The sequence below is a fragment of the Actinoplanes sp. DH11 genome (genome assembly GCF_020873875.1).
GTDB lineage: Bacteria > Actinomycetota > Actinomycetes > Mycobacteriales > Micromonosporaceae > Actinoplanes.
In genome coordinates this window covers 1-19,181 of record NZ_JAHWGU010000053.1, presented here as the reverse complement: position 1 = coordinate 19,181, position 19,181 = coordinate 1, and the positions used below count along the sequence as shown (strand labels likewise).

Annotated in this window: 2 protein-coding genes; both read right to left on the bottom strand. The window is 73.8% G+C overall.

Annotated features, from left to right (window positions below; all coding sequences use genetic code 11):
* Positions 1-24: 24 nt before the first annotated feature.
* Complete coding sequence (locus LPA41_RS40040; protein ID WP_229076722.1) at positions 25-16,713, bottom strand: type I polyketide synthase; 16,689 nt, start codon at positions 16,711-16,713, stop codon at positions 25-27.
* A gap of 15 nt (positions 16,714-16,728) precedes the next feature.
* A partial coding sequence (locus LPA41_RS40035) for a type I polyketide synthase (protein ID WP_229076721.1) occupies positions 16,729-19,181 on the bottom strand: 2,453 nt, incomplete at its 5' end.

Here is a 19,181-nt window from a genome sequence, read left to right as displayed (position 1 = left end):
CTCAACCTCGTACCTTGTCGGTCGTCATGAGTCGGTGTCACCGAGAGCCATCTGGATGAGGTCCTCGGCGTCCAGTTCGTCGATCGGGTGCATGTCGCCGTCACCGGGCGGGGCCACCCCGGGGTCCGTGCCGGCAACGCCGCTGCCGTTGCCGCCGTTCGCGGTGTCGTCCATCCCGGCCAGTTCGAGCAGCAGGTCCAGCACACCTGCCGCGCGCAGGCGGTCCAGCGGAACGCCGGCGATGGCGGCGCGGACGGCCGTCTCGTCGCCACCGGCGCCGACCGGTCCGGGCCGCAGCCGCTCGCGCAGATGCCGGGCCAGCTCGGCCGGGGTCGGATGATCGAAGACCAGGGTGGCCGGCAGCCGCAGCCCGGTGGCCGTAGTGATGCGGTTGCGCAGCTCCACCGCCATCAGCGAGTCGAAGCCCAGGCTCCGGAATGCCCGATCGGGGCGGATCGCCGCCGCTCCCCCGAGTTCCAGCACCTGCGCCGCGCCGGTGCGCACCAGATCGAGCAACGCCCGGTCGCGCTCCGCCTCGGTCAGCTCGGCGAGCCGGCTCAGCAAGGCGTCGTCCACCGTGCCGGTTTCCGGCGCCGGTTCGTCCGCCGCCAGCCGCAGCTCCGGCAGCCCGGTCAGCAGTGGACTGGGCCGCAATGTGGTGAACGCCGACCCGAAAACCGTCCAGTCGACGTCGGCCACGACCACGGCGCCGTCACCGCTGCTGACGGCCCGCTGCAGAGCGGTGACCGCCAGTTGCGGAGGCATGGCGGTCATGCCGAGACGGGCCAGCCCGTCGCCGCCACCGGCCATGCTGCGCCCGTCCCACCAGCCCCAGGCAACGGCGGTCGCGGCACGACCACGGGCGCGGCGGCTCAGAGCCAGCGCGTCCAGGGCGGCGTTCGCGGCGGCGTAAGCGCCCTGCCGCGCGCTGCCCCATACCCCGGCGATGGAGGAGAAGACCACGAACAGGTCGAGCGCGTCACCGAGCAACTCGTCCAGGTGCAAGGCGCCGGCAACCTTGCCGGCCATGGCCGCGGCCAGCGTCGCCGGGTCCAGATCGGTGACCGCGCCGGTCACGTTGACGCCGGCCGCGTGGACCACCCCACGGACGTCGTGCCCGTCGGCGGCGAGGCCGGCGAGCATCGCCGCCACCTGCTCCCGGTCGGCCAGGTCGCAGGCCCGGACGGCGGTGTCCACGCCCAGGCCGCGCAGCTCGTCCACCAGCTCGGTGGCACCTGGCGCACCGGCGCCGGCGCGACTGACCAGGACCAGGTCGCGGGCACCACGCCCAGCCAGCCACCGGGCGACGTGCCCGCCGAGGGCACCCGTACCGCCGGTGATCAGGACAGTGCCGTCCGGAGCCTGGTACCTGCCGGAGCCGGGCGGCGCGGCGCGCACCAGGCGGCGCCCGTACACCCCGCCGGACCGGACCGCGATCTGGTCCTCGCCCGCAGCCGCCGCCGTACGCTCGTTCGTGGCTGCCGCGACGATGCGGCAGATCGCCGCGGCCGGGTCGGCGACGTCGTCGCCGATGTCGATCAGGCCGCCCCAGGCGCGCGGGTTCTCCAGCGCAGCCGACCGGCCCAGACCCCACAACTGCGCCCGCAGCGGGTCCACCGGTTCACCGTCGACCTGCACGGCACCCGCAGTCACCGCCCAGATCGGGCCCGCGTCGACTCGGAGCAGGTCCGCGGTGGCGGGCAGGGCCGAGACGAGGTAGGGGTGGTCGGGGTGCGGATCGTGGCGGGTGCCGAGCAGCGAGATGACCCCGGCCGGCCGCAGGGCGCCCAGCGTGGCCGCGTCCCAGACCAGCACCGGCGCGCCGCCGAGGCGTTCGACCTCCCCGGCGACGTCCATCGCCAGGGGGTCGCCGTCGGCCGCGACGACCGCCCAGACCCCGGTCAGCGCCGCAGCCGGCAGGTCGGGCAAGCGGACCCATTCGATCCGGTAACGCCAGCCGTCCGCCACCGCGGTGTCCCGGCGGGTGCGCCGCCACGCCGACAGCGCCGGCAGCACCGCCTGCACCGATCCGGTGTCGGCGACGTCCAGGACACCTGCCAGCGAGTCGGCGTCGGCCCGGTCCACCAGATCCCAGAACTCCGCGTCCGCACCGACGCCCGGCACCACGGGAGCGGGAGCGGGAGCGGGAGCGGGCGTCGGCCAGAACTTGCGGTGCCGGAACGCGTAGGTGGGCAGGTCGGTACGGACGGCGCCGGGCACCAGCCCGGCGAGGTCCACTTCGGCGCCGTGCACGTACGCGCCGGCGAGGCCGGTCACGACCGTACGCGTTTCGTCCCGGTCTCGGCGCAGCAGCGGCAGGAACGTCCCGCCGGTGTCGGCGGCGGCCGCGGCGAGGCTCCCGGACGGTCCCGCCTCCAGGAACACGGTGACTCCGGCTTCGCGCATGGTGTCCAGCCCGTCGGCGAAGCGCACCGCGCCGCGCGCCTGGGCGACCCAGTAGGCGGGTTGCCGGACCTCGTCCGCGGCCACCCGGCCGCTGACGTTGGAGATCCAGGGCAGGGTGGGGGTGCCGAACCGGACCGATTCCAGCACCTCCCGGAACGCGGCGAGCATCGGCTCCATCCGGGCCGAGTGGAAGGCATGGCTGACGCGCAGACGCCGGGATCTGTCGAACCGGGCGGCCACCGCCGTCACCGCGTCCTCGTCGCCGGAGAGCACCACTGCGTCGGGGCCGTTGACCGCGGCGATCGACACCCCTGGCGACAATAGGGGTGTCACCTCGGTCTCGGACGTCCGCACGGCGATCATCACCCCACCTGTCGGCAATGCCTGCATCAGGCTCCCCCTGGCTGCGACCACTGTGGTCGCGTCGTCGAGGGACCACAGCCCCGCGATGTGCGCGGCGGCCAACTCACCGATCGAATGTCCCAAGAGAAGATCCGGTCGTACACCCCAGTCTTCGAGCAACCGGTACAGGGCCACCTCGACCGCGAAGAGACCGGCCTGGGTGTACCGCGTCTCGTCGAGCTGGGGGCCGCCGTCGAAGACGATGTCCTTGAGCGGGAAGTCGAAGTGGGCGCAGACCTCGTCGAACGCGGCCGCGAACACCGGATGGTCCCGGTAGAGACTGCGGCCCATGCCGGGGTGCTGCGCGCCCTGACCGGGCAGCAGCAGGCCCAGCCGGGCACCGCCGGTCGCCACCCCGGTGATCGTCGGCGCGCGCAGCCCGTCGCGCAGTTGCCCCAGGTCGGTCCCGACCACGACGGCACGGTGTTCCAGGGCCGCCCGGCCGGTGGCCAGCGTGTGCGCCACGTCGGCCGGGTCGAGGCCGGGGTTGTCCGCCACGAAGGCCAGGAGACGTTCGGCCTGGGCGGCCAGGCCGTCGGCGGTCCGCGCCGACAGCGGCCAGCCGATGACCGCCGGGCGGGTACGCCCACTGCCGGATGCGGGCGTCTCCGGTACGTCCTCCAGGACCACATGCGCGTTGGTGCCGCTGATCCCGAAGGACGACACCGCCGCCCGGCGCGGACCGGCACCGGCCGGCCAGGGCAGCGCCTCGGTGAGCAGTCGCACCGCGCCGGCGGTCCAGTCCACCTTCGACGACGGCCGGTCGATGTGCAGCGACCGCGGCAGCAGGCCGTGCCGCATCGCCAGCACCGTCTTGATCACCCCGGCGACGCCCGCCGCGGACTGGGTGTGCCCGATGTTCGACTTGATCGAGCCCATCCGGACCGGACGGTCGGCGGTACGGTCCTGTCCGTAGGTGGCGAGCACCGCCTGCGCCTCGATCGGATCGCCCAGCACGGTCCCGGTGCCATGCGCCTCGACCACGTCGACGTCCGCCGCGGTGAGCCCGGCATTGACGAGCGCCTGCCGGATCACGCGCTGCTGCGACGGGCCGTTCGGTGCGGTGAGGCCGTTGGACGCGCCGTCGGAGTTGACCGCCGAGCCCTTCACCACCGCCAGGACCGGCATACCGAGGCGCCGGGCGTCGGCCAGTCGCCGCACCAGCAGCATGCCGGCACCCTCGGCCATCCCGAAACCGTCGGCGGCCTCGGCGAACGGCTTGGAACGTCCGTCCGCGGCCAGGCCACGCTGGTGGCTGAACTCGACGAACGGCCCGGGCGTCGCCATCACCGTGACGCCGCCGGCCAGCGCGAGGTCGCACTCGCCGGACCGCAGCGCCTGCACGGCCAGGTGCAGGGCGACCAGCGACGACGAGCACGCGGTGTCCACCGTGACGGCCGGGCCCTCCAGCCCGAGCGCGTAGGCGACCCGGCCCGACACGACGCTGCCGGCGGTACCGGTCACCAGGTGGCCCTCCGAGGCGTCACCGGACGCCTGGAGCAGCGCGGCGTAGCCGGATGAGGCCGCACCGGCGTAGACCCCGGTACGGCTGCCCCGCATCGACAGCGGATCCAGACCGGCCCGTTCGAGAGCCTCCCACGCCGTCTCGAGCAGCAGGCGTTGCTGCGGGTCCATCGACAGCGCCTCGCGTGGCGAGATCCCGAACAGGTCCGGGTCGAACGCGGCGGCAGAGGCGACGAACCCGCCGGCGGCCGGGGTGTGCGCCGGTACCGTCCAGCCGCGGTCCCCGGGCAGGCCGGTGATCGCGTCCCCCTCCTCGACAAGCAGCCGCCACAGCTCCTCGGGGCTGCTCACCCCGCCGGGGAATCGGCAGGCCATCGCCACGATGGCGATCGGCTCGTCGCTGTGGGACACGGCGGTGACCGCGGCGGCGGCCGGTCCCGTGCCGCGCAGCAGGCCGGTCAGGTGGCGGGCGAGCGTCGCCGGGGTGGCGTAGTCGAAAATCAGTGTTGCGGGCAGCCGCAGCCCGGTCGCCACGGCCAGCCGGTTGCGCAGCTCGACCGCGGTGAGCGAGTCGAAACCGAGTTCACGGAAGGCCCGCCCGGCATCGACGGTGCCGCCGCCGGCGTGGCCGAGGACCGCGGCGGCATGACCGCGGATCAGGTCGGTGAGGATCCGCTCGGCGTCGACATCGCTGCCCGCGGTCACCCGCCGGGCCAGGTCGGAATCGGCGCCCGCACCGGCCGTGACCCGCCGCGTACGCGTCCGGGTCAGGCCGCGGAACAGGGCCGGAACCTCGGTGCCGGTGTCCTTGCCGGGCGTCAGGGCGGCCGCGACCAGGTGTGCCTCGGCCCGGTCCCACGCCGCGTCCAGCAGGCGCAGACCGGCGGGCGCGGGCAACGGCACCATACCGGCGCGGGCGATCCGGGCCAGGTCCCGATCGTCCAGGCCGCCGGTGAGCGCACTTCGCTGCTCCCACAAACCCCACCCGATCGAGAGGGCGGGTAGTCTGCGGGCAGCCCGGTGCCGCGCCAGCGCGTCCAGGTAGGCGTTCGCGGCGGCGTAGTTGGCCTGTCCTGCGCCGCCGAACGTGGCGGCGCTCGAGGAGAACAGCACGAACGCCGCAAGTGGCAGGTCCCGGGTCAGCTCGTGCAGATGCCAGGCCGCCCGGGCCTTGGGGCGCCACACCCGGTCCAGGCGCTGTGGCGTCAACTCGGCCAGACCGCCGTCGTCCAGATCGCCGGCCGCGTGCACCACCGCGGTCAGCGGGTACTCGCCCGGGATGGCGGCCAGGGCGGCGGCGAGCGCCTCCCGGTCGGCGATGTCGCAGGCACGCACGGTGGCGTCCGCCCCGCCGGCGCGCAACTCGTCGATCAGGTCGGCGCTGCCGCCGGCGGCAGGTCCACTGCGGCTCAGCAGCAGCAGATGCCGTACGCCGTGAGCGGCGACCAGATGCCGGGCGACAAGCCCGCCCAGCGTTCCGGTGCCGCCGGTGATCAGGACGGTGCCGTCCGGATCGAGGGCCGGTGGCACGGTGAGTACCACCTTGCCGATGTGCCGGGCCTGGCTGACGTGCCGGAACGCCTCCGGGGCCCGGCGCACGTCCCAGGTGCGCACGGGCAGCGGCCGCAGCGCTCCGCCGGACAGCAGCCCGACGATGTCGGCGAGCATCTCCTGCAACCTGTCCAAGCCCGCGTCCATCAGCTCGAACGGCAGGTATGCGACGTCCGGGCGCACGGTGGCCGGGTCCCGGACGTCGGTCTTACCCATCTCCACGAACCGTCCGCCACCGGCCAGTGACGCGAGTGAGGCGTCCACGTGGTCGCCGGTGAGCGAGTTGAGCACCACGTCGAACCCGCCGCCGAACCGGGTGGCGTAGTCGAGGGTGCGCGAGTCTGCCAGATGGTCGTCGGCGAAACCGCCGGCACGCAGCGTGTCCTGTTTGGTCCGGCCGGCCGTACCGTACACGTCGGCGCCGAGGTGGCGGGCCAGTTGCACGGCCGCCATGCCGACCCCGCCAGCCGCCGCGTGCACCAGCACCTTCTCACCCGCGCGCAGCCCGGCCAGGTCGGTGAAGGCGTGGTACGCGGTGAGGAAGGCGATCGGCACGGTGGCCGCCTCGATGTCGGTGAGGCGGGCCGGGACCGGTGCCAGCATCCGCCGTTCCGCCGTGGCGAACGGCCCGAACGCGCCTCGCAGGATGCCGAACACCCGGTCACCCGGCGCCAGGTCCGTCACCCCGGCACCGACCTCCGTGACCACGCCGGCGCCCTCGAACCCGAGCGGCCCGGCGTCGCCCGGGTACATGTCCAGGGCGTTCAGCACATCCCGGAAGTTGAGCCCGGCCGCGCGCACGGCGACCCGGACGTGCCCCGGCGCCAGGGGTTCCAGCACCTCCGGACATGGCACGAGAGCCAATGCGTCGAGGGTGCCCCGGCGCGCGCCGGTGAGCCGCCACGCGGGTGTCCCGGCCGGGGGAACCAGGACACCCGCAGCGGCGCCGCGGGCCAGCCGCGGCGCGAACAACGCGCCGGAGCGGACCGCGAGCTGGGGTTCGCCGAGGAACGGCGCGGCCGCCAGAAGTTCCGCGGTGAGCGGACCGGCGTCGAGGTCGAGCAGGGTGATCAGGCCCGGGTGCTCGGCCTGCACCGACCTGACCAGGCCGCTCGCCGCGGCGGCGACGAGGTCGGGATCGGCGCCGGTCGCCCCTCGCGTGACGACCAGCAGCGGCCCGGCGCCGCCCCACTGTTGGAGCGCGGCCAGCACACCGGGCAGCGGGTCGTCGTGCACCTGCAGAACTTCCAGGTCGCCGCCGTCCGGCAGCAGTCCACGCAGGCCGTGGTGGTCGGCGCCGAGCAGCCGGGCGGCCGGGACAGCGCCGGACGGGCGGGCGGTCACCGGCGTCCACTCCAGGTGGAACAGCTCGCCGGGCAGCCCGTCGCCGCCCGGCCGGGCACCGGTGAACTGCCGCAGCGTCACCGAGTCGACGGTGGCGACCGGTTCACCGCCGTCGCTCCAGAGGTCCAGCGCGACAGCGTCGGTGCCGGCCTGACGCAGGCGTACCCGGACCGCGGTGGCCCCGGCCGCGTGCACGGTCATCCCGTGCCAGGCGAACGGCAACCGGGCCACGCCGTCATCGGTGAACAGGGTGCCGGCGGCCTGCAGCGCGGCGTCCAACAGGGCCGGGTGCAGCAGGTGTTCGGCGGCCTCGTCCAGTCGCTCGGGTGGCAGTGCTACCTCGCCGTACACGTCGGGGCCTTGCCGCCAGACCGCGCGCAGGCCCTGGAAGGCCGGCCCGTACTCGTAACCTCGCTCCGCCAGCCGCTGGTAGTGGCCGGACAGGTCCACCGGATCCGCGCCGGCCGGTGGCCACGGCACCGGCTCAGCGGGCGGCACGGCGTCCGCGGCCGGCAGCAGGGTGGCTGTGGCGTGCCGGGTCCAGGGACCATCGTCGCCGTGGCGTCCGTGCACGGCCACCGTCCAGCTGCCGTCACCGGCCGGCCGGACGACCACGTGCATCGCGACGCCGCCGCGCTCGGGCAGCAGGAGCGGCTGCTCGAGCACCAGCTCACCGACGCCGCCCGAACCCACGTCCTCGGCCACTTTGGCGGCGAGGTCGACCAGGGCGGTGCCGGGGACCAGAACGTCGCCGAGAATCCGGTGGTCGGCCAGCCACGGCCGGGTGTGCCGGGTCAGCCGGGCGGTGTAGGTGCTCTCCTCGTCGTCCGCGCGGGACAGCACCGCGGTCAGCAGTGGGTGCCCGGCCACGGTGAGGCCGGCTGCGGTGACGTCACCGGCCGGCCGGGCCGCGTCCGGCCAGTACCGGCGGCGCTGGAAGGGGTAGGTGGGCAGGTCGGCGGTCCGGCCCGCGCCGAGCGACGGCCGCCAGTCCACCGGTACGCCGGCCACGTACAGCGTCGCCGCCGACATGAGGAAGGCGGTGGCGCCGTCCTCGTCGCGGCGCAGGGTGCCGGTCACCACCGCGTCCTCGACCGTCTCAGCAAGCCCCACGGTCAGCACGGGGTGCGGGCTGACCTCGACGAAGACGGTGTGTCCCGCCTCGGCGAGCCGCTCGGCCGCCTCGGCGAACCGGACTGGTTGCCGGAGGTTGCGGTACCAATACCCGGCGTCGAGGCCGGTGCCATCGGCCCAGCCGGCGTCGACGGTGGAGAAGAACGGTATCGCGGCCGCGCGGGGCCGGACCGCAGCCAGGTCGGACTCCACCTGAGCGCGGATCTCCGCCACGTGCGCCGAGTGCGAGGCGTAGTCGACGCTGACCTTGCGGGCCCGGACTCCGGTGGCGCTGAGGTGTTCGATCAGCTCGTCCAGAGCGGCCACGTCACCAGAGACGACGACCGACGCCGCGCCGTTGACCGCGGCGATCTCAATGCCGTCCCACCTGCGGATCTCCTCGGTGACCCGCTCGGCGGCCAGCGGCACGGACACCATGCCGCCGCGGCCGGCCAGCCGGCTCAGCGCCCGGCTGCGCAGAGCCACCACGGCCGCCGCGTCCTCCAGCGACAGTGCGCCGGCCACGCAGGCGGCGGCGATCTCGCCCTGGGAGTGCCCGGCCACCGCGTCCGGCCGTACGCCGTAGGACTCCCAGAGAGCCGCCAGCGACACCATCACGGCGAAGAGCGCCGGCTGCACCACGTCGACACGGTCGAGCGGCGGCGCGCCCGGTTCGCCGCGCAGGACGGCCATCAAATCCCAGCCGGTGTGCGGCCGCAGCGCCGCGGCGCAGGCGGCCAGCCGGTCGCCGAAGACCGGCCGGGTGGCGGCCAGGTCGGCGGCCATGCCGGTCCACTGGGAGCCCTGGCCGGGGAAGACGAAGACAGTTCGGCCGGTGGGGCGGGCCCGGCCGGTGACCACGTACGGCGACGGGAGGTCCTCGACCAACGCGGCCAGTCCGTCCGGGTGCAGGACCACGGCCCGGTGCGCGAATCCGGTCCGGTGCTCGGCCAGGGACCGCGCCACCGCGGCCGGGTCAGCAGTCACCGCGCGCATCCGGTCGGCCTGCGTTCGCACCGCACCCGGGGTGCGGCCGGACAGCAGCCACGGCACCGGGCCGGCCGCCGGTTCGGTGCCGGCGGGCTCCGCCGAGGCGCCGGTGTCGTCGGGGGCCTGCTCGAGGACCACGTGCGCGTTGGTGCCGCTGATACCGAACGAGGAGACCGCCGCCAGCCGGGACCGTTCCCCGCGCACCCACGGCTGAGGTTCGGTGAGAAGTGCTACCGCACCGGCCGACCAGTCGATGTGTGTGGACGGCGGGTCGGCATACAGGGTGCGCGGAAGAGTCTCGGCCTCCAGCGCGAGGACCATCTTGATGACGCCCGCGACGCCTGCGGCCGCTTGGGTGTGCCCGAGGTTCGACTTGACCGAGCCGAGAAGCAGCGGCCGGTCCCGGTTCTGCCCGTAGGTCGCGAGCAACGCCTGCGCCTCGATCGGGTCGCCCAGCACGGTACCGGTGCCGTGCGCCTCCACCGCGTCCACCTGGTCGGCGGTGACCCCGGCGTCGCGCAGCGCCTGCGTGATGACCCGCTGCTGGGAGGGCCCGTTGGGTGCGGTGAGACCGTTCGACGCGCCGTCGGAGTTGACCGCGGTGCCGCGGACCACGGCGAGTACCCGGTGTCCCTGGCGCCGGGCGTCGGACAGCCGTTCCAGCAGCAGGATGCCGGCGCCCTCGGACCAGCCGGTGCCGTCGGCATCCGCCCCGAACGGCTTGCAGCGGCCGCCCGCCGACAGGCCGCCCTGAGTGCTGAACTCGGTGAAGATGCCGGGGTCGGCCATCACGGTGACACCACCGGCCAACGCCATCGAGCATTCGCCCCGACGCAGCGCCTGAACCGCGAGGTGCAGCGCCACGAGGGAGGACGAACACGCCGTGTCGACAGACACGGCGGGGCCCTCGAGACCGAAGGTGTAGGCCAGCCGGCCGGAGGCGACGCTGCCCGCGGTGCCGGTGAGCACGTAACCCGCCGGTCCGTCGGCGAGGCGGCGCAGCACGTCGGCGTACCCGGAGGTGGAGGTACCGACGAAGACTCCCACGTCGGCGCCGCGCAGACTGCGCGGCACGATGCCGGCCCGCTCGAACGCCTCCCAGGAGATTTCGAGCAGCAGTCGCTGCTGCGGGTCCATGGCGAGCGCCTCGCGCGGGCTGATGTCGAAGAACTCAGGGTCGAACTCGCCGACGTCGTAGAGGAAGCCGCCCCGTGCGGTGACCGACGGCGCGTCCTGCCAGCCGCGGTCGTCGGGGAAGTCGCCGATCGCGTCACCGTCATCGGCGAGCAGTCGCCACAGGTCTTCCGGGCTGCTGACCCGGCCGGGATACCGGCAGCTCATCGCCACCACGGCGATCGGCTCGCCGGCGGCCGACGCGGCAGCCACCGGTGTCGCCGCCGGCACGGCGCCGAGCAGGTCGGCACGCAGCCGGTCGGCGAGCGCGCCAGGCGTCGGATGGTCGAAGATCAGCGAGGCGGGCAGCCGCAGGCCGACGGCGGCGGCGATGCGATTGCGCAGTTCCACCGCGGTCAGTGAGTCGAACCCGAGGTCCTTGAACGGCCGGTCCGCGGCGATCGCGGCGGTTCCGGTGTGCCCCAGGACGGCAGCCACATGTGTCTTGAGCAGGTCCAGGACGGCCTGTTCACGGTCCGCCTCGTCGAGGGCCGCCAGCTGCCGGGCGAGGGTGGCGGTGTCGGCCGGGCCGACCGGCGCGCGGGTGGCCCGGTGCGGCGTGCGTACCAGACCGCGGAGGATGGCCGGCACCTCACCGTGCCGGCCCAGGGCGGCGGTGTCGAGCGAGACGGGCGCGACGTTCGGCAGGTCCGCCAGGACGGCACGGTCGTAGAGGGCGAGCCCGTCGGCGGCGCTCAGCCCACGGAAGCCGCGGCGGCGCAACCGGTCCCCCTCGGCCGGGTCGAGTCCGGCGGCAAGCCCGCCGCCGGCCTGCCACGGGCCCCATGCCAGCGAGGTCGCCGGCAGACCGGCGGTACGGCGCAGCCCGGCGAGACGGTCGAGGACCGCGTTGGCAGCGGCATAGTTACCCTGCCCGGGCGCACCCAGCAGGGCGGCGGTGGACGAGAACAGCACGAACGAGGTCAGGTCCAGGTGCCGGGTGGCCTCGTGGAGGTGCCAGGCGGCATCCGCCTTGGGCCGCAGGACGGCGTCGACCTGTGCCTCGGTGAGACCGGTGACGGTGGCGTCCGCGACCACACCCGCCGCGTGCACGACCGCGGTCAGCGGGTGCTCGGCCGGGATGTCGGCCAGTACCCTGCGCACGTCGGCCGGGTCGGCCATGTCGGCCGCGACCACGGTGACGGTCGCGTCCAGGCCGGCGGCGAGGTCGGCCGCGCCGGGGGCGTCCGGGCCTCGCCGGCTGGTGAGCAGCAGGTGCCGGGCGCCGTGCTGCTCGACCAGATGACGAGCCAGCAGAGCGCCGAGCGTGCCGGTGCCGCCGGTGATGAGAACGGTGCCGTCCGGGTCCGGCTGGGCGGGCACCGTCAGCACCACCTTGCCGACGTGCCGGGCCTGGCTCAGGTACCGGAACGCCTCGGGGGCGCGCCGCACGTCCCAGGTGGTGAGCGGCAGCGGTCGTAAGGCATCGCTGTCGAAGAGCCGCATCAGCTCGCGCAGCATGGCGCCGATGCGCTCCGGGCCCGCCTCGATCACGTCGAAGGACCGGTAGGTGACGCCCGGATGGCCGTCGGCGACCGCCTCCGGCGAGCGGATGTCGGTCTTGCCCATCTCGACGAAGCGGCTCCCGGGGCCGAGCAGGCGCAGTGAGGCGTCGACGAACGGACCGGCCAGCGAGTCCAGCACGACGTCGAGCGGGCCGGCGGCCGCGGCTCGGAACCGGTCCTCGAACTCCAGGGTGCGTGACGAGGCGATCCGTTCGGCGGCCACGCCCAGCCGGCGGACGGTGTCCTGCTTGGTGGGGCTGGCGGTGGCGTAGACGGTGGCACCGAGATGTTGCGCGAGCTGCACGGCGGCCATCCCGACACCGCCCGCTGCCGCGTGCACCAGGACGGACTCGCCGCTCCGCAGGCCCGCCAGTTCGACCAGGGCGTAGTAGGCGGTGAGGAAGACGATCGGCACGGACGCGGCCTCAGCCCAGCTCCAATGGTCCGGGACGCGGTGCAACATCCGGTGGTCGGTCACCGCGTACGGGCCGAACCCTCCGGTGAGCAGCCCCATGACCCGGTCACCGGGCGTCCAGGCGGTCACGCCGGCGCCGACCGCGGTGACAACGCCGGCGCCTTCGATGCCCATCGTGGCCTCGCCCGGATACATGTCCAGGGCGATGAGAACGTCGCGGAAGTTGAGCCCGGCCGCGCGCACGGCGACCCGGACCTCACCGGGGCGCAGCGGCCGGTCGGCGTCCGGTTCCGGGTGCAGGCCGAGGCCGTCGAGAGTGCCGCCGCCGGCCGTGTCCAGCCGCCAGGCTCGGCTGCCGGTCGGCGGGGTGAGCGTGCCTGCCCCGGCGTAACGGGCCAGGCGCGGGACGTACGGGACACCGTCACGCAGTGCGATTTGCGGCTCGTCGCTGCCCAGCACCGCGGCGGGGATCGTGTCGCCGGTGCCCAGGTCCAGCAGGGTGAGCCGGCCAGGGTGCTCGGACTGGGCGCTTCGGACGAGGCCCCACACGGCGGCGGCGGCCAGCCCGTCCGTCCGGTCGCCGTCGATGGCCCCCCTGGTGAGCAGGACGAGCCGGGCTCCGGCATACCGCTCGTCGGCGAGCCAGGTCCGGGTCAACTCGAGGGCCCGGTGCAGGGCCTCCCGGGTGCCGGTCACCGGTACGGCAGACGTGACGATCTCCGCGAGTACGACGTCCGGTACCTCGTCCAGTACCTCCGGGCCGGCATGGCCCCGAGCGTCCGGACCGGCGTGGAAGGCAGCGTCCAGGCCGTAGCGCCGGCTGCCCAGCACGGCGATGCTCCCTGGCGCCGCCGGGTTCCCGGGCAGCGGCATCCACTCGGTGCTGAACAGGGTGTCCGGCATCGGCAGCCGGGCAGCCGCAGCCGGGCGCAGGGTCAGCGACCCAACCGTGGCGACCACGCGCCCGCCGTTGTCGGCCAGGATCATCGTCACGGTGTCCGGGCCGGTCTGTGTGATCCGCACGCGGGCCGGGACGCCGCCGTGCAGCCGCACCGCGGTCCAGCTGAACGGCAGCCGGCCACCGTCGCCGAGCAGGCCACTGACGCCCAGCGCGTGCAGGCCCGCGTCGAGCAACGCGGGGTGCAGGCCGAAGCCCGCAAGGTCCAGCCGATCGGCGTCGAGTTCGGCGTGGATCGTGGTGCCGTCACGCCAGGCCCGGGTGACGGCCCGGAACGCGGGGCCGTAGACGAAACCCCGCTCGGCCAGGCTGTCGTAAAGACCGGCGACGTCGAGTTCCCCGGCCCCGGCGGGCGGTTCGGGCGCGGTCAGGAATCCGGGATCGGCGGCCGGGTCGGTCTCTGCCGGTCCGAGCACACCGGTGGCGTGTTCCTGCCAGCCGTCCGCGGTGCGGGCGTGCAGGCTGAACGGACGGCGACCGCGCTCGTCCGCGGCACCGACCGCAAGCTGCACGGCGGCCCCGTCGTCCGGGACGACCAGCGGGGCGCTGACGGTCAGCTCCTCCACCTGTGGCGCGCCGACCATCTGGCCGGCGTGCAGGGCCAGGTCGACGTAGGCCGTGCCGGGCAGCAACACCGCACCGAGGACCGCGTGGTCGGCGAGCCATGGCTGTGCCTGCGTGCTCAGCCGCCCGGTGAACAGGTGCTCACCGGTCCGGGCCAGGCCGACAGCGGCGCCGAGCAGGGGATGTTCTCCGGTGGAGAGGCCCAGGGCTGCCGGGTCGCCGGTGGCGGGCATGACGGCGGGCCAGTAACGCTCCCGCTGGAAGGCGTAGGTGGGCAGGTCGACGACCCGCGCGCCGCGGTAGAACGCGGCCCAGTCGACCGCCTCACCCAGAGCGCCGAGGGTGGCGACCAGCGATGAAGCCTCGTCGCGGTTCTTGCGGATCGTGGGCAGACACACCCCGTCGACGTGGGCGGTCAGCGCACCCGACGGGCCCACCTCCACGAAACGGGTCACCCCAGCAGAGCGCATCGCGGCGACACCATCAGCGAACCGGACGGGCTGGCGGACCTGCCGCACCCAATACTCCGGGTCCATCACCTCGACACCGACCGGCTCACCGGTCACATTCGAAACCCAGCCCAACGACGGCATCTCGAAATCGATGTCCTGCAAGACAGCGGCGAACTCCCGCAGCATCGGCTCCATACGCGCCGAATGGAACGCATGACTCACCCGCAACCGCCGCGTCTTGTCGAACCCAGCCGCCACCGCCAGCACCGCATCCTCATCACCGGAGATCACCACCGCCTGCGGGCCATTGACCGCCGCGATCGACACCCCATCAACAAGCCGCGCCACCACCTCGTCCTCGGTCGCGGCGACAGCCACCATCGCCCCACCCGACGGCAGCGCCTGCATCAACGCACCCCGAGCCGCGACCACCTTCACCGCATCCGCCAACGACCACAAACCCGCCACGTGCGCGGCGGCCAGCTCACCGATCGAATGCCCCAGCAACAGATCCGGGCGCACCCCCCACGACTGCAACAACCGGAACGTCGCCACCTCAACCGCGAACAACGCCGCCTGAGTGAACCGCGTCTCGTCCAGCCTCGCGGCATCGATATCGAACCCGAACGCCGCGACCACCTCGTCATACACGGCCGCGAAAACCGGATACGCCCGATACAGGCCCTCACCCATGCCGGCGAACTGCGCACCCTGACCCGGGAACAACACACCCACCCGGATCTCGTCCCGGACCGGAACTACGGTCAGGTCGGCGAGGCCGGCGGCCAGTTCGTCGACGTCGGCGCCGACGACCACCGCCCGGAACGGGCGGAACGCCCGCGTGGTCGCCAGCGAGAGGCCCACGTCGGCGGCTTCCGTATCCGCTTGCACGTACTCCCGCAGCCGGGCCGCCTGTGCGGTCACGGCTTCCGGGGTGGCGCCGGAGAGCAGCCAGACGCTGACCGGCGGGTGTACCGGATCGGGAGCGATGTCCTCCTCGGGAGCCTGCTCCAGCACGACGTGCGCGTTGGTGCCGCTCATCCCGAAGGACGAGACTCCGGCCCGGCGTGGCCGTCCGGTGCTCGGCCATGCTGTCGTAGCGGTGAGCAGCTCCACCGCACCGGCCGACCAGTCGACTTGTTCCGTCGGTGTTTCGGCGTGCAGGCTCCGCGGCAGCATCCCGTGCCGCATCGCCTCCACCATCTTGATCACCCCGCCGACGCCGGCAGCCGCCGCGGTGTGCCCGATGTTCGACTTCAGCGAGCCGAGCAGCACCGGCCGGGTCCGGTTCCGCCCATACGTGGCCAGCAGCGCTCGCGCCTCGATCGGATCGCCGAGCCGGGTACCCGTGCCGTGCGCCTCGACGGCGTCGACGTCCTGAGTCGTCAGGCCGGCGTCGGCCAGTGCCTGCTCGATGACCCGTTCCTGGGCTGGGCCGTTCGGCACGGTCAGCCCGCTGCTCGCGCCGTCCTGGTTCATCGCGCTGCCGCGGATCACGGCGAGCACCCGCTGACCGGCACGGCGGGCGTCGGCGAGGCGGCGCAGCAAGAGCAGACCGGCGCCCTCGCCCCAGCCGGTACCGTCCGCGCCGGCCGAGAACGGTTTGCAGCGGCCGTCGGCGGCGAGGCCGCGCTGCCGGCTGAACTCCTGGAACGACGCCGGTGTGCACATCACCGCGATGCCGCCGGCCAGAGCCGCGTCGCATTCGCCGCGGCGCAGCGCCTGCGCGGCCAGGTGCAGGGCGACGAGGGAGGACGAGCAGGCGGTGTCGACGGTGGCGGTCGGCCCTTCAAGGCCGAGGGTGTAGGCGATCCGGCCGGACATGACACTTGCCGCGCTGCCTGTGGCGAGGTAGCCGCCGAGGTCGTCGGCGCTCCCGCCGAGCAACGCCGGGTAGTCCTGCGCGTTGCTGCCCACGAACACCCCGGTCCGGCTGCCCTGTACCGAGTCCGGGTCGATCCGGGCGTTCTCGAAGGTCTCCCAAGCAATCTCCAGCAGGAGGCGCTGCTGCGGGTCCATCGCCAGGGCTTCGCGTGGGCTGATGCCGAAGAAGCCGGCATCGAAATCTCCGACCCCCGACAAAAAGGCACCGCGACCGGTGTACGACGTACCGCTCCGATCCGGATCCGGGTCGGACAGCGCGTCCAGGTCCCAGCCACGGTCACCGGGGAACTCCGTCGTCGCGTCCACACCGTCGCGGACCAGGCGCCACAGGTCACCGGGCGACCGGACCCCGCCGGGGTAGCGGCAGGCCATCGCGACGATGGCGAGCGGCTCACCGACCGCCGACTCGAGTTCCTTGAGCCGCTGGCGAGCCTGCCGCAACTCGGCGGTCATCCACTTGAGGTTCTCGAGGAGCTGCTCCTCATTCGCCACCGGACGCACTCCCCTTCAGGACTTGCCGAATTCGCGCTGGATCAGAGCCAGGAGATCGTCGGTGCCGGCCGCGGCCAGGTCCTGGTCCACGGTCGCCGCCGGTTCCGGGCGCAGTACCGAGGTCCACTTCGCCACGAGGCCCTCCAGGCGGGATATCAGGGCAGGCTCCACCGACTCGGGCGCGAGTTCGGCAAGCGCTCGCTCGATCTGGTCCACCCCGGCGGTCAGCGGCGACACCGTCGCCGGTACCAGCAGCTCGCGCAGGTGCCGGGCGAGCGCCACGGCGTTCGGATGGTCGAACACCGCGGTGGCGGGCACCGTCAGACCGGTTGCCCGGCCGAGCCGGCGACCCAGTTCCACCGCGGTGAGGGAGTCGAACCCCAGCTCGGTGAAGCCACGCCGCAGGGTGATCGCCTCAGCACCACGGTGCCCGAGCACATCGGCCACCGCGGTGCGCACCAGGTCGAGCAGAATGCGATCCCGGTCGGCGTCGGTAGTGACGCCGCCGAGCCGGCGAAGCAGGTCGCCGGAATCCGCCGCCGGGTCGGCCGGCGGCGCCAGGTGCTCGCGGAAGTCACGGATGCGGTGGAAGAACGGCGCCGGACGCCGGGCCGTGACGGCCGGTACGAACCGTTCCCAGCTCAGATCGGCGATCACGATGTCGGTGTCCGTGCCGGCCAGAATGCCGTCCAACGCGGCGAGGGCGCGCTCCGGTGTCAGCATGGACAACCCGCGCCTGTTCAGGTGTTGTTCGGCGGCCACGCCGCCGGCCATGCCGTCACCCGCCCACGGGCCCCAGGCCACCGCGGTGGCCGGACGACCCGCGGCGCGGCGACGTGCGGCGAGGGCGTCGAGGTGGGCGTTCGCGGCGGCGTATGCCGCCTGCCCCCCGCTGCCCCACACCCCGGCGATCGACGAGAACAGCACGAAGGCCGCCAAATCATGGCCGGCCAGCACGGCGTCCAGGTTCTCCGCCCCGCGCACCTTCGCATCCAGAACCTCGGCCAGTTCGCCGGTGGTCATCGCGGTCAGCGGTGTGTGCTGGGCGGCTCCGGCCGCATGCACCACCACGCGCAGGTCGTCCAGGCCGGCGATCAGGGCGGCCAGCGCAGCCCGGTCCCCCACGTCACAGGCTGTCAACGTCACCCGCGTGCCCAGCTCAGCGAGCTCGGCACGGAGCTCGGCGGCACCCGGGGCGTCGTCGCCCCGGCGGCTGACCAGTACGAGGTGCGGAGCGCCCGCGGCGGCCAGACGGCGGGCGGTGTGCGCGCCGAGCGCTCCGGTGCCGCCGGTGATCAGGGTGGTGCCGGTGGGGGCGACGGCGCGGCGGGCCGGAGCGGGCGCGGCCCGGTCGAGCCGCCGCACGTATGTCCCGGACGGGCGTACCGCGATCTGGTCCTCACCACCGGACAGGGCGGCGGCGACGGCGGCCCCGATCGACTCGTCGATCTCCGGGGGGAGATCGATCAGGCCGCCCCAGTGCTGTGGCAATTCCATGGCGGCAACCCGGCCGAACCCCCAGAGCTGCGCCTGTCCCGCATCCGGCGCCGGATCAGCGGCTGTCGCGGCCACCGCTCCGCTGGTGCCGAACCAGAGCGGCCGCTCACCCGTGGTGTGAATCAGTTCGAGGGCGGCGGCAAGGTCGCGCGGGAAGGCGAGAACACCGGCCGCAGCCGGGTGGTCGCCGGGTGCGGCAGTCTCAGTCACGTCCAGACCGGCCGCGCGCAGGGTGCCGGCGAGGCCGGGCGGCGCGCCGATCAGCAGCCAGGCGCCGGACGGGACGCCGGGATGGTCGCCGCGGGGCTCCCATACGACCCGGTAGCGGAGGCCGTCGACGGCGCTCCGTTCCGTCTGCGCACGACGCCAGGAGATCAGTCGTGGCAGAGCGTCGCCAAGCGATGCGCCGGGATCGAGGCCGAGGGCGGCGGGGTCATCGCGTTCGATCGCCGCCCAGAAGCGGCTGTCGACGTCCGCGGGACTGTTCGATGCGGCCGCGAGCCAGTAGCGCTGGTGTTGGAAGGCGTAGGTGGGCAGTTCGATACGCCGGGCACCGGGGAACACCTTCACCCAGTCCGGGCCGGCCACCGCCAGCGCCTTGACCAACGAGTCCGGCGCGTCACGGCCCTTACGGATCGTCGGCAGACACACCCCGTCGACGTGGGCGGTCAGCGCACCCGACGGGCCCACCTCCACGAACCGGGTGACACCGGCGGCACGCATCGCGGCAACACCATCAGCGAACCGGACCGGCTGGCGGACCTGCCGCACCCAGTACTCCGGATCCATCACCTCAACACCGATCGGCTCACCGGTCACATTCGAAACCCAACCCAACGACGGTGCCGCGAAGACCACCTCGTCAAGGACAGCGGCGAAGTCCCGCAGCATCGGCTCCATACGCGCCGAATGGAACGCATGACTGACCCGCAACCGCCGCGTCTTGTCGAACCCGGCCGCCACCGCCAGCA